The organism is Arcticibacter sp. (assembly GCF_045629565.1).
Classification (GTDB): Bacteria; Bacteroidota; Bacteroidia; order Sphingobacteriales; family Sphingobacteriaceae; genus Arcticibacter.
In genome coordinates, this window is sequence record NZ_JAZQRL010000066.1 from 1 (window position 1) to 14519 (window position 14519).

At 45.0% G+C, this 14519-nt stretch carries 7 protein-coding genes and 2 pseudogenes; 8 read left to right on the plus strand and 1 reads right to left on the minus strand.

All coding sequences use genetic code 11. The annotated features are described in order from the left end of the window. The first annotated feature begins 1269 nt into the window (after positions 1-1269). Both ACKI5J_RS08465 and ACKI5J_RS08470 read left to right on the plus strand, forming a co-directional pair. Positions 1270-2616: a TlpA family protein disulfide reductase gene (locus ACKI5J_RS08465; protein ID WP_407428473.1), complete on the plus strand. Its 1347-nt coding sequence runs from the start codon at positions 1270-1272 to the stop codon at positions 2614-2616. Positions 2617-2781: 165 nt separating this feature from the next. Then, positions 2782-3953 (plus strand): annotated as a pseudogene (locus ACKI5J_RS08470) (IS3 family transposase); the annotation flags it as partial. Between the two features lie 152 nt (positions 3954-4105). Here the strand turns inward: ACKI5J_RS08470 and ACKI5J_RS08475 are convergent. Beyond that, a pseudogene (locus ACKI5J_RS08475) lies at positions 4106-5630 on the minus strand (IS1182 family transposase). Between the two features lie 250 nt (positions 5631-5880). Between ACKI5J_RS08475 and ACKI5J_RS08480 the strand changes: the two are divergent. The 6 genes from ACKI5J_RS08480 to ACKI5J_RS08505 all read left to right on the plus strand — a co-directional run bounded on the left by ACKI5J_RS08480 (position 5881) and on the right by ACKI5J_RS08505 (position 14234). Further along, positions 5881-6195 (plus strand): hypothetical protein, encoded by a 315-nt coding sequence (locus ACKI5J_RS08480; RefSeq protein WP_407428485.1) that lies wholly within the window; start codon positions 5881-5883, stop codon positions 6193-6195. Positions 6196-6234: 39 nt separating this feature from the next. Further along, complete coding sequence (locus ACKI5J_RS08485) at positions 6235-6459, plus strand: hypothetical protein (protein ID WP_407428475.1); 225 nt, start codon at positions 6235-6237, stop codon at positions 6457-6459. A 1063-nt stretch (positions 6460-7522) separates the two neighbouring features. Then, on the plus strand, positions 7523-8044 hold the full coding sequence (locus ACKI5J_RS08490) for a hypothetical protein (RefSeq protein ID WP_407428477.1): 522 nt from the start codon (positions 7523-7525) through the stop codon (positions 8042-8044). A gap of 223 nt (positions 8045-8267) precedes the next feature. Continuing rightward, the gene (locus tag ACKI5J_RS08495) at positions 8268-11933 is read left to right on the plus strand and encodes a SusC/RagA family TonB-linked outer membrane protein (RefSeq protein ID WP_407428479.1); all 3666 of its coding nucleotides are present in this window, start codon (positions 8268-8270) and stop codon (positions 11931-11933) included. A 17-nt stretch (positions 11934-11950) separates the two neighbouring features. Then, on the plus strand, positions 11951-13399 hold the full coding sequence (locus ACKI5J_RS08500; RefSeq protein ID WP_407428481.1) for a RagB/SusD family nutrient uptake outer membrane protein: 1449 nt from the start codon (positions 11951-11953) through the stop codon (positions 13397-13399). Positions 13400-13436: 37 nt separating this feature from the next. Then, complete coding sequence (locus tag ACKI5J_RS08505) at positions 13437-14234, plus strand: hypothetical protein (RefSeq protein ID WP_407428483.1); 798 nt, start codon at positions 13437-13439, stop codon at positions 14232-14234. The last annotated feature ends 285 nt before the right edge of the window (positions 14235-14519 follow it).

The following is a 14519-nucleotide window of genomic DNA, read 5'->3' on the forward strand; positions in this document are numbered from 1 at the left end:
AGTACGATCAACAGTCTTTTGGCCGATTCGATCAGTCCTTAAGGACGTGGTCTCAATAGCACATTTGTGCTTTCAGTTTGTCGCTGAAGCGCATTGGCAATTTCTATGATCAATGCATCCGTTAAAATCGGCTTAGTCAAATTGTCATTTGCCTGAATTGCACATAATTGCTGTTTCGGTGATGGACATGATGGTGGAGTAGACCCAACAAGGGTGTACTGATTTGGATTGCTTACATCTTGAGGAAATAGTGCTGGTGGTGTGAATTGATACCAAGGCATAATAATGGTGCTTTTATAGATCAAAAAGCGTAAACTTTAAATGAATTGCTTACTCGATTGACAGGGTTTTCAGCTTCGCCCTTTGCCTACTCGGTTATGGATTTTCGGCATCCTCCTTTTATTGTTTTAATTTTTTTTATGATTGTCTCTTTTATTATAATAAGGTTGGTCTCAATAGTACGTTGACACTTTCTGTTCGGGTATTAATTGCATTTGCTATTTCGCAGATCAATGCAGCGGTTAGAATAGGCAGTCCCAAGTTGTCAAATGCCTGTAAGGCACATAAAAAATTTTTAGGGCTTGGACAGGTCGGCGGAAAGTTTCCAACAAGAGTATAGCTGTTGGGATTACAGATGTTTCCGGAATTATAACGATACCAGGGCATAATCATAGCGCTTTTATAAATCAAAAAGCTTAAACTTTAGTTATTTATATAAATTGGATAGCAATTATCATATTGGCTTTAACTGTTGATATAAACCAATACCAAGTTCGCTAGAAAAGCTAGGGGAGTGTTAGCATGTTTTTGACAGTTTTAATGGTGGATTTTTATTAATAAAAGTGTTTAATATAAGACAATTTTGTTGTCAAATAATAGCTTATGTTATTGTTTAATAGTGTAGTAGATTCAGATTTTTTAGAAATTCTTTTCTTTAGGAAATTTATAGATACTGTTTTTAAGTTTAATGTTGAAATCCTGCGTATCACATATAAAGTATTGATAAAAGGCAAACAATAAAAATCGTAGTGAACTTATCCGGAAAATTATAACTGTAGGCTTGATTAAATTGAGCTCGCAGCACCGCCGCAGATCTTAGAAATAGACAGTACTGTATCTTCCACCGATGTTTTACCCTGATCAATCCAACGTGACCATCATTTTAGATACAGTAAGCATCCATAGAATATTTAAAAATTTTTAGATTAATAACTAGGGAATTAACTCTGCCAAGGAACCTAATAATATAATTACATTAACAATTCGATTATGAAATTGACTACATTACTTTGTTTTTTTTTGTTATTAACAGCTATCACACACGCGCAGGAAAAAGATAAATATGGACGGCCTCCATTAATTCCGGGAATTGCTGAGCTGAAGATTGGCGATAACGTACCTGATATTTTAATTGATAAGATTATCAATAATGACGAGCGGTCCATTCGTACCTCAGATTATAAAGATAAATTATTGGTGTTTGATTTTTGGGATACCAGTTGTGGGACCTGTATTGAAAGTATGCCTAAACTGGACTCCTTACAGCGTGTGTTTGGCGATCTGATCAAATTATTGTCGGTGACCTATCAGCCTGAAGAGTTAATTACTAAATTTTTTAAGAGCAATCGTTTTCTGAATGAACGCAAAATTCCCGTACGCCGTGCATCGGTTGTAGATGATCGTATTTTACGTTCTTATTTCCGATATGAAACCAATCCCCATGTGATCTGGATCAATAAGGGTAAAGTTGTGGCGATTACGGGAGGCGAATACATTACAGGTACAAATATTCAGTCCTTATTGGATGGAAAAGCTGTTGCCTGGCCCTTGAAAAATGATCGATTTGATCCGATGAATCCCTTGATGTCGCTAAGTGGTTTATCTCAGGAAGTTACGGAATCACCTTTTTATGGCTACTCTGTCTTGACCGGAATGTCCAATGATATGAACATCGGCATAGGAGGTTTATTTTTTAAACAAGATTCGATCCTAAACCGTAGCCGACTAGCTTTTTTTAATCAAGATCTTTCAGCCCTCTATAAAATTTTATTATTTGCCACAAAGCCAGCTGTCACATTGGAGGACATGCAAAAAGATCCGACGAAAATACCTTATATACCTCATCCAGATCGTAGTGTGTTAGAGGTTAAAGATTTATCTCGTTTTCGTTCTGATCCTAATACTGATATAGCCGTTTGGAATCGCAACAACAGATTTTGTTATGAAATCGAAAAGGAGGGTTTTGTGAATGAAATGGATTTAGCGAAGGCAGCTGTTGAGGATCTCAATCATCGATTTGGTCTTAATGGCCGCTATGAAAAGCGTAAAGTCAAATGCTTGGTTTTTATACGCACCGATAAACCTCTTGCTGATACCGTTGAAACAGGAAAAGGAGGGAGATCTGTTCCTGCTCTCGTGATGATGAGTTTAGATTATACACAAAAATACCCACCAGCAGTAAATGAAACCGGATTAAGTTTTGATGTAGAGTTTAATATGCTACCGGATGATGGTACTATTGCCGGATTTCGAAAAGAGGTGCAGCGTCATGGGCTGGATTTGATTGAGGCCGAACGAGAAATCGAAGTCTTAGTGATTTCAGATGTAAAACCTTAATAGGATAGTATATTTCTTGCTTTCGGAAAAATAGCTTTTTATACCATAGAGCTTAGGCTTTACGGCTTTTTTATCGACTTATTTTTTATTTCTGTGTCCCGTCCTGAAATAAGTTGACATCAAACTCAGCTTATTATGAAAAAAGAACTAAAGAACAATTTATGACGGAGTCAGCGAGATTATAGCCTAACTTTTAAATTATCTGTTGTCTGTCAAGTCGAAAAAGGCGAACTCACCTACAAGCAAGCACAATCTCGTTATGGTATCCAAGGACGAAGTACGGTTTTGGTTTGGTTAAGAAAACTTGGTAACTTAGATTGGAGTTTACCAAAGCAACACGCTATGAATAAGCATATTGATCCTAGTCCAGAACAACGTATTAAGTTGTTAGAAAAGGCTTTGAAAGATGAACAGGATCGCAATCTAGTTTACAAAACTATGCTTGAGATTATGGAAAAAGAATATGGTATGATCGTGCCAAAAAAGTTTTTACCCAAACAGTCGAAAGGCTTCGAGAAAAAGGATTAATAAGCCTTTCCAAAGTCTGTAGACTGTTTGGGATTAGTCGGCAAGGTTACTACCAAAAATTAAACCGTATCCATTCCCGGCTATTAGAGTTGAAACAAATTAAGCAGGAAATTCTGAAAGAACGGATGTACCTTCCCCGTTTAGGAACGCGTAAGCTGTACTTTATGTTGAAAGAACGATTTAATACGCTTCACATCAAAATAGGCAGAGATGCGCTGTTCAATTTCTTACGTTCGGAACATTTATTAATAAAGCCCGCAAGAAGTTATATCAAAACAACCAATTCAAAACATTGGTTGCATAAGTACCCCAATCTTCTAAAAGAGAAAAAAGCTGTCAGAGCAGAAGAAATATGGGTTTCTGACATCACTTATATTCAAACTAAGGAAAAAACTGCCTATTTAAGTTTAGTAACGGATGCTTGGTCTAGAAAAATTGTAGGATTTCATTTACATCATGATTTAAGCACTGATGGTGTCGCTAAAGCATTAAAAATGGCTATTAAATCAAGAACAAGCCATCTCCCTTTGATACATCATTCGGATAGAGGATTACAATATTGTTCAATGCAATATCAAGAAATACATCGTGAAAACAACATTATTTGCTCCATGACTGATGGTCATGATTGTTATCAAAATGCTCTTGCTGAGAGGATAAATGGTATATTGAAAAATGAGTTTCTGATTAGCAGGCCTAAAAATATAAAACAAGCAAACACCATGATTATGCAATCAGTGAAATTATATAATAATAGAAGACCACATACAACATTAAAATATAAAACACCTAGTCAAGTACATAAACAAAAAAGAGGCCGTCTCATAAGTAACTATGAGGCGGTTTTTGCATTTAGTACAATTTTGAGGCTATCATTCTGTTTTATCAAAGCATGTTAGATTGATCTGGTAATTTCCTGTTTTTTCTAATTTGTGGGGAACAAATCAGCTTAAAGAGAGCCTTAGGCTTTCCACTTTCTGAGGTTATGGGCAATTGACAGTAATCCAATTTCGACTTCAGCCTTTGTCATCCCCTTTAGCATAAAGCGTTTAAAGCCATGGTTCCTTTTGATATTGGCAAATACAGGTTCCACATCAACGGCCCTTTTCTTGCGATAACGGATACCCTGCTCCCTGTTTAGAAGCGTATCTGCTTGCTCTTTATGCGCTTTCAAGCGGTGATTTTGACTTCCACGATCCGGTTTCCCTGCGCTTTGTGGCATTGTCCCCTCAACGGGCAGCCCTGACAGTTGAGGGCCTGGTAGCGACTGGACACCTGCTGAAAATCCGAGGCCGTGGTTCTTTTGGTAAAGCCGATCAGGCTCATCTTTTGCCCCATCGGACAGTACAGGCAATCTTCTTCTTGATTATAATGAAGCCCCTGCATCGAAAAGGGGGACTGTTTTCCTTTTTGGTTTTGGTCAAAGCTGCCATACTTTATGTAAGCGGCGATCTGTTTGCTCTCAAGCAGGCTATAATTTTCGTCCGAACCATAACCGGCATCGGCAACCACCGCTGAAGGTGTCAATCCGTAAAGGTCTTCATATTGCTGTAAGTGTGCCGGGAGCGTTAAGGTGTCGGTTGGATTGCAGTGCAGCGAGTAATTCAGGATGAATTGATTCTGGGTGGAGATCTGCAGGTTATAGCCGGGTTTCAATTGGCCGTTCAGCATATGGTCTTCTTTCATACGCATAAAGGTCGCATCCGGATCGGTCTTGGACATACTGTTAAGCGAGCCCATTTTCTTTTCCTGGTCTTCATAGCGCTCCAGATTATCAGGCCAGTTCTTGCGGGCATAATTCAGCTTTTGCTTTACTTTTTGTCTACCTGTTTATCCTCCAGTGCCCGGTCGATCTTTGCAATTGTTGTACGAAACTGTTAAGCGTCCACCTGCCCAAAGTCAGAAGGTGAAGTATTTTTAAGCTCTTCGGCTGCCACACCCTGGGCATATTTCCACAAATCATCCAGCTGCGATTTAATCCGTTCTTTACTGGTTTTAATGGATTTGCCCCATACAAAGGTATATCGGTTTGCAGCCGATTCAATCTTAGTGCCGTCTGTAAACAACGCTTCTTTCAACCAGACCATCCCTTCTGCGGCCAGTAAAAGTACAATCTGCGAGAAGATCTGCTTGAGGATATCGGAAAGCTTTTCACTACGAAAACGGTTGATCGTATTGTGGTCAGGTGTTTTCATCCCGCACAGCCACATGAAGTGGATGTTTTGGCGAACCTGTTCTTCAAGCTTCCGGCTTGAATACGTGTTGGTCAGGTAACCATAAACCAGCACTTTGAGCAGCATCCGGGGATGGTAGCTTGAGGCTCCTCCTCCTTTATACTTTCGATTGATCGGGCGAATGTCGATCTGGTCAATAATCTTTTTAACGATACGTACAGGGTGATTTTCTGCTATCAGTTCTTCCAGGCTCGGCGGAAGTAACTGCAGCTGATCGGAATCGTAAGGCTTAAATACTGGTGTGCGTCCCATAATTCGAAATTACGAAAAATCTCAAAAACAAAAAAGAGGCTATCCTTTTGAGACAGCCTCTAATTATCGTTAAATTTATATGTCAACCTATTCTAGGACGCTACAACTGATCAATTTCTTTACAGTTGGTCTATGATACTTGGATAGTTATCTATAATGAGAATTTTGTTTTTAATCGCCTTTTGCTGCTTTCTTTTACTCCGATACTTTTCGCTCAAAATATGGAAATTCGGGGCTGTTTTTAGATTCTCTGCAAAATGGGATATCTGGTGCTTCTGTCCATCTATATACCAGTAAGGATAGTTTAAATAGCGGTACAGATAAAAATGAAAACTTTAGTTTTGGATCCGTACCAAAAGGACAGGTGGAGCTTATAGTGAGTAGCTTGGGTTTTCAGACCTACAAACAAGAGCTCGAGGATAGGAGAAGTCATAAAGTATATGGATTGCCAGCGATTATCCTTCAATCAAAAAGTCAACTCTTGACGGAAGTAAATATCAAAGTGCACAGTCCGATCCGGATGACAATTGCTAAGCTCCAAATTATTGATGATTATGGCGATTAGTCCAATTTTACAGGAATAAAAGTCTGTAAACCACAGAAAATGCTCAATTTGGTGATCAAAGATGGACAGAGTACGGGTATTTTTGGTCCATTGGCGGTTTCTACTATTACGCAGAATTTATGGACTGTACGGGCACAGTCTAATTTGTTGTTGGACCAGCATCAGATCAGTGCCTTTGCGAATCATCAAAATACGCGGACAGAAGAGGGCGACAACAGCATTTGGGTATCGGGACTAATTACCGTTTGTCAGGGGAGCACTTGAATGTGTATGGTAACTATGGTTTTAATATTTTAAAAAAAATGATAATCAGATAGTTAAATCGAAATGTCTACTGGTAGAGGTACCTTGTGTAACCAACAGCAGAACAGCAATACCAGTGAAAATTAGAATCAGCAAATACAATTGAATTTACAGTTGAGGGAAAAAAGATTTTTGGAATCTCCAACTTTCTGGACAGACGGGGCATGGTAGCTTAGGATCACACCTGTTTTCTAAACAGACGGGAGTTATCAAACAAGATTTGGATTAAACAACTTATGTTGATTCCAAAAGCAAAACAGGTAACCTAGCTTTATCCTAGAGTCGTAATATGCAGAAGTAGAGGCAAAACCTGACTGCGGATTTCAGTGTAATGCTACAGCGTAATCATGAACAGGATGCCATTTCAGGATCATATTCGTTTTTACCATCAGTCTAGCGGCGATCAATAGAAAGACTCTGTTAACGCACGAATGCTAACTGCAGATCGTAGTGATTCTATGTTGAGTGTCCATGTTAAATATCCCAAACCTTGTAAATGACCATAGCAGAGCAGCAAAAAAAAAAGTTTGGATATTGCGTATGTATGGAGCCTCACTAGCTGGATGCGTAATGAAAAGATTAGGCAGGAGAAGGGTATTGCTTATCGCAAGTTTCAGATACTGCCCTTCTTAAAAAAACACCCTGCAATTTAATTATAGTAGCGGTATTACACCACCTTCAATTGAACAATTGAGCCCATTCCGCGATTTCCGCAATCTGCTGCAGATTGCGGAAATCGCGATCTGAAACCAAGCAAAACCATCAATTCAGCTTCAATATAACGCATCTCATACCAGGAAATGGACAGACTTACACTTTTTCTTTTTATGGAAGTCGGTTGCAAGATCAAGTGATGAGTAATGTGTTGTTGCTATCGGATACTTCATGAAGCTTGTGACAGTAAATACATTTTCTAAATGCAAATGGTTCCTATATTTTGGCAGGAGGCTCTGACATAACTATTCCGATTGCAAAACAGTATCAATTCCGATCATCTACACAGCTCCGTAAAAATCACGCCCTAATGTATTTTGGAGGTAGAGCAGGAGTCAATAATATCGTCTACCTGAGCCAGAATCTCAGTATTGCTCTTAATAAGGAAAAGTTCCGTGGTACTGTGAATACGAATTACCATCTAACGAATACGAGCTTTTGGTTGAATCAAGAAACTGAACAGTCGGATTTCGACTCTGGAATGGAGCAGCAATGCCGTTGGAATATTCTTTCTAATCTGATCCTGAATACGGACTGTGCTTATCGCATCAATATGGCCTATCGAATTCCGATTCGTAACCCTGTTTTGATAAATGCAGTTATTGAGCTGTTTCTAACCAAAAGAAAAGCATTCAGCTTGCAGCTAAGCGTCTTTGACCTGTTGGATCAGCATCAATTTGTCAACTTGTTGCTCAATGTCAGTACGGTTACGAAACGCACGACCAATCATATTTGTTGCTATTTGCTCCTCATAGTTCAAATCTATCCAGATTTGGTGGAAAATTATAACGCAACAGCGGTTCTGTCGCTTGTTAAATACTATAAGTCCTAAAAAATTAAGTTCAGCATTAGGGATTATCCCTTTAAAAGGAACCTAGCTTTACTGACAATTATTAATATATAACAATTATGAAGCAAACACACATTTTTCGGTCGGACTAAACGTCTTTAGGCAAAAAAGCCACGGTATGTTCGCGCATACACATGGCCATATCGCCGGGTCAACAAAAGCAATCCAATGAAATTTACCTATTAAACCCAACTAACCCAAAAGTATGGATTATTTTTATTTTATACAACGGGCATGGCGGCTCCGGCTGCCGGTCCAAAGTAAGCTTGTTATGAAGATTACGACATTTTTAGTGCTCATGGGCTGCCTGCATGCCAGTGCGGGGAGCTACGGTCAGAAAGTGAGCCTTTCTGAAAAGAATATCTCGCTGGCAAAGGCCCTGGCTCTGCTGAAACAGCAGACGAGCTATGATTTTTTGTACGGATCGGAGCTGAACGCGACTCAAAAAAAGGTGAGCATCGAGGCTCGGGACCGGGAACTGTCGGAGGTATTAGCAAGCCTGTTCCGGGGCCAGCCTTTTTCCTATGAGATCGGCGATAAAACAGTGGTGATCCAGTCGAGATCAGTAAATAATGACCAGCAACAGCGCCGGATCCAGGGGAAGGTCCTAGACGAGAACCGGAAACCATTGCAGAGCGCCACGGTGAGCATTGTGAACGGTCAGATGGGCGTGACTACGGATCTGGACGGTATGTTCACGCTTGAGGGCGTCCCTGAGGATGCGACCCTTCGGATCAGCTATATGGGCTACGATACTCGTACGGTGAAGGTTTCGCGGATCAAAGGCTATCTGGAGATCATTATGCGGATATCGGAGAACACGCTGGATGAGGCGAGCGTGCTGAGCACGGGCTATTACCGTCTGCCGAAGGAGCGTGCCACGGGGTCCTTTGAGCATGTGGACCATGAGCTGTTCAACCGCAATGTAGGTCCCGATGTAATTACCCGCTTAAAGGGTCTGACAGTGAGTACCATATTCGGTCCGGTGGACAATGTACCGAGCTATACCGCGCCTTCGGGCAATACAGTTATAGGAAGTCGGAAAGTGAATTCCTTATCCCAGCTTCAGATCCGCGGTCTGAGCACGCTGGGCATGTCTACCCCCTTTGATGCGGGCACGCCGGGAAGGCTTCCGCTGGTGATCCTGGACAATTTTCCTTATGAGGGCGACATCAACCAGCTCAATCCGAACGATGTGGAGAGCGTGACGGTACTGAAGGATGCGGCGGCTGCCTCGATCTGGGGGAGCCGTTCGAGCAACGGAGTGATCGTGATCACGACCAAAAAGGGGAAGCTTGAGCAGCCGCTTCGGGTCTCGGTGGGCGGCAATGTGACGGTACGTGAGCGTCCGGACCTGTTCTATGGGCCTGCGATGAGCAGCTCGGACTATATCGATCTGGAAAAGTTTAATTTTGGCAGAGGTATCTATGATTACAGTATCAACAACCCCATTTATGGCATTGTGAGCCCTGTCGTTGCGCTGCTTGCCCAGCAGCGTGCGCTTCCGCCGGACGATGAGGTCGGCCGTGCCACAATCGATGCGCAGATCGATGTGTACCGGGGCTACGACCGTCGGAAGGACATCTCGAAGTACCTGTACCGCAGGGCGGTGCTGCAGCAGTATTCGACGAGTCTTTCGGGCGGCGGGCGCCAGTTCAGTTATTTTTTGTCGGGGGGCTACGACCACAATACGGACGGGGAGGTGAATGTGTACTACCGGCGCAAGAACCTGCGCAGCAGCATGGGCTTTACCCCGGTGAAGAACTTGGAGTTGAGTGCCGATATCCGCTATACTCAGAACCTCTACCATAGTCCGGGAACACTTGGATACAATCGGGTGTTCGGCGCACTTTCTGGAGAGCCGTATCTGCGCCTGGCGGACGACCAGGGCAATCCGCTGGAGCTCATGAATATCTATAATTTACCCTTCAGCGGTTTCACAAAATCGGACTACCGGCATAGTGCAGGCAACGGACGTCTGCTGGACTGGAGCTACTATCCGCTTCGGGACATCAACACCAACTACGGGGAGAGCAACACGCAGGATGTGCTGATGAATTTCGGGCTGAACTATAAGCTGCTTTCCTTCTTACAGGCAAGCCTGAACTACCAGTACGGCAGGAGCACGGACGGGATCACCCAGTTTTCAGGCCGGGACTCGTACTACATGCGGGACTTTATCAATTCCTTTGCGACCTACAGCACAACTGACCTGACGCAGCCGGCCCATTTTCCAGTTCCTGTGGGGGATGCTATCCGGCAGTTGTCCCTGCCGCGTACCTCGAACACGTTGCGGAGCCAGCTGAACTTTGATCGTACCTTTAATAAAGTGCACGAGCTGAGTGCACTTGTTGGCTTTGAACGGAGCGAGGCGAAGATCAGTGGCAGCCCCTATGTTAATACCCTATACGGCTACAATTCGGACCCAATGACCTTTTACCCGACGCCCTACGGGGTACAGCTTCCGCTGCTGAACGGTCAGGGGGGCAGCTATACCATTCCGCTTCCGATATCTCTGCAGACCTCCTATGTTGACCGGAAGACCTCGGTATTCCTGAATGCTTCGTATAGCTACGACCGTCGGTATACGCTGACGGTGAGCGGTCGTAACGATGCGGCAAATATCTACGGGATCGCAGCGAGCGACCGAATCAAGCCGAACTGGTCTCTGGGCGGAGCTTGGAATATCCACAACGAATCTTTTTTTAGTCCGGGTCTGCTGCAGACGCTTAAACTGCGGGCTACCTACGGTTATATGGGCAATATCAACAATACGGTCTCGGCCTATCCGACGATGGGCTACAGCCCTTCTCCGAACGCCATTACGGGGCTTACTTATGCCAGTGTGGGGACGGCTCCGAATCCGCGGCTGTCGCCTGAGCGGATGGGGATGTTCAACCTGGGGGCTGACTTTTCGCTGCAGGGAAACCGGCTCTCGGGGACAGTGGAATGGTACCAGAAACGATCGTTGAACCTGATCGCTCCGGCACCGATGGACAACAGCACGGGCTATGCACAGATGATGAAGAATTCTGCGAACCTGAAGACCAACGGCTTTGAGCTGAACCTGCAGTCGGTGAACCTGCAGGGGCGTGATTTCCGTTGGGGCAGCAACCTGCTGCTGAGCTATACGCGCAATGTGGTGACCAAGTACCTGTTGCCCGCTTCAGAAAGTGCAAGTTATTATGTTCCCCGTTTTAGTGATGGTGGTATTTTGAACAATATCTACCGAGAGGGGAATGATCCGTTCAGCCTGTACACGTTCCGTTTTGCGGGACTGGAGCACGAGACTGGTGATCCGCTGGGCTATGACAGCGGTGGCAACCTGACCAAGAACTATATCGCGATCTACGTCTCGAAGTTCAAGGACCTGGAGAACCACGGTTCGATCATCCCGCTGTACTATGGGGCCTTTCGGAACACCGTGCAGTGGAAATCGTTCTCGCTTTCTGCCAATATTTTGTACAAATTTAAATATAAACTGAGCCGCGGATATAATTTAGGTAATTTATTTGACAATCCTGTTGTTCAGTTCCCTGAATACGGAAATCGCTGGCAGCAGCCTGGCGACGAAAAGCGTGCGGAGGTAGTCCCTTCCATTCGGCCCGGGGATAATGATTTTTTTAAGAATGCTTTTTACGGATCTTCTTCGGCCCGTGTGATCTCTGGGGACCATATCCGGTTAGAGGACATCCGTTTGGACTACCGGATCCCTGCATCGGGCAAGGTCTTGCGGAGCCTTCAGGTGTACTGCAACGTGAACAACCTGGGGATCCTGTGGCGTGCGAACAGGTTCGGGATCGATCCGGAGTCGCTGCTGACCCCGCCTGCCCCGCGGAGCATTACATTGGGTTTTAATGCCAGTTTTTAGGGGATCTGGGATATTTAATGACAGTTAAAGAAAATAAAAAGATGAAACATATACGATTACTGATGACACTTACAGTATTGCTGTTGCTTCAGACAGGCTGCAAGAAGGATTTTCTGGACCAGCGTCCTGACCTGAGCCAGGTTGTCCCGAAGACGCTTGCGGACTGCCAGGCGCTTCTGGACGACTATACGCGGATGAATGCGAGCTATGCCGACCATGGTGAGGCGGCCTCGGACAACTATTATTTCACAGACGCGGTGTATGACGGTCTGGCGGATGTGAACAATTCACCGGAGAACAAGCGGAACTACAGTTGGCATCCCCAAGGGGAGCATGTTGCGCAGTGGCTGACGGGCTACCAGGTGGTTTACAATGCCAACCTGGTGCTCAGCACACTGGAGAAACTGTCCCTGGAAGATTCTGGATATAGGGCTGTGCGGGGCTCGGCGCTGTTTTTCCGTGCTTTTGCTTTTTACCACCTGGCTCAGCTGTTCTGTAAGCCGTATACGGCGGCAACAGCGGGCACTGATCCGGGGATTCCGCTTAGGCTGCGCCCGGATCCGACGGAAGTATCGAGCCGGGGCACGGTCCAGCAGGTATATGAGCGGATCACGGCGGATCTATTGGAAGCAGTTTCTCTGCTTCCTGTAGAGGTTCAGGTGAAGTCCCGTCCTTCAAAAGCAGCCGCTTACGGTGCACTGGCGCGTAGCTACCTGTCGATGGAGGACTATGCGGAGGCTGGCAAGATGGCTGATGAATGCCTGAAGCTCCAGGGGACACTGATCGACTACAATGCGACGAGTTTTTCCCCTACGGCGACCACGGTGGGCAGCGATCCTTCGGGAGCGTCGTTTGCCCGATTCAATGCCGAGGTGATCTTCCAGTCGGTGACCTCCTACAGCAGCATGGAGATCGAAAAGACACAGATCCATCCGGCACTGTACAGCTCTTACGGTGCCAAGGACCGCCGCAGATCGGTATTTTTCTTTGAAGTGACCGACTGGATGGGACAGCCTACCGGGCAGGTCGGTTTTCGGGGCAATTATGACGGCGCCTATTACGGGCAGCTCTATGCGGCATACTTTATGGGGCTTGCGACCGATGAAATGTACCTGATCCGGGCGGAATGCCAGGCGCGTGCCGGAAATACCGTGCTTGCGATGCAGGACCTGAATATCCTGCTTTCCAAACGGATGGAACCGCCCTATGTCAGCCGTACAGCAGGCAGTGCACATGATGCGCTGGTGCAGATCCTGGCCGAGAGAAGGAAAGAACTTGTTTTTCGCACCCTGCGGTGGACAGACCTGCGCAGGCTGAACAAAGATCCGGAGTTTGCGGTGACCCTGCAAAGGGATATGAACAATATCCCGTATACGCCGCTTCAGCCGAATGACCTTCGGTACACGTTTTTGATCCCGACCCGCGAAGTGGTCGACCTGACGGGTATTGCACAGAATCCAAGATAAGGTGTGGGAGAATGGACAGTATTAAAAGATGATGAATATGAAAAGAACTAAAATAAAAGCCGGATTCTGTTTTTTGCTTTCTGGTTTGCTGCTGTGCAGCTCGTGCCGGAAGGATGGGCTGATGCAGGGAGAGCTCGGGGATTCTGGCGTTGCCAGGGTGAATGTGGTGAACGCGGTGGTGTCTGGAGGATATGCCAAGGCGAATGTGTCGCTCAAAAAAGTCTATTGGAACACTATTGCGGACTATGATGGCCTGGGCGGTTCTGGGAGCCTGAACCGGCTGTTCAGGGTTCCTGTGGGTCAGCCCATGGTACTGCAGGTGGCCTCGTTGTCGGATACCACAAAGCTGTGGTACGATCAGAGCGCGGTACTGGGCAGGGATGAGGTATACTCGCTTTATCTGTCCGGCATCGGATCGCATGTGGACACGCTTTTCCATCGAGAGACCAACTTTCCGGCCTATGTGGTGCGTGATGCTGCAAAGCCTGTTCCTTCTGCGGACAGCATCGTGAATATACGTTTTGTCAACCTTTCGCCCTCGGGTCCGAAAGTGGATATCAATATCCAGGGCATGAGCAGTAATGAGGCCAGCGGACTCGGTTATCAGAAATTTACGGATTTTAAGGCCTATCCCACAAAAACGGGAACTTACAGCATAGTATTCGAGATCCGCAGGTCATCGGACAAGCAGCTGGTGAGCACCTATTATTTTAACGCGGACTATTTTCGGTTTAAAACGGTGTCAGTGCTGATGATGGGGATTTATGATCCGGACTTGAGCCTGCCTCTTTCCTATTATGACAGTTACCGGATAGAGGCTGTTTCTTATGAGTAAATAGCAATTGTAATAAGAGTGAAACCAAAAAAGGAGAAAGCCTGCAAAGTGAAATTTGCAGGCTTTTTGCTGCTCGAGGGCAGGCAGTAAACGGAGTTATAATCCGTGGACTCCATTGTGAGCTATCAGGTGTCCAGAAACACCAGTACGATCAACAGTCTTTTGGCCGATTCGATCAGTCCTTAAGGACGTGGTCTCAATAGCACATTTGTGCTTTCAGTTTGTCGCTGAAGCGCATTGGCAATTTCTATGATCAATGCATCCGTTAAAATCGGCTTAGTCAAA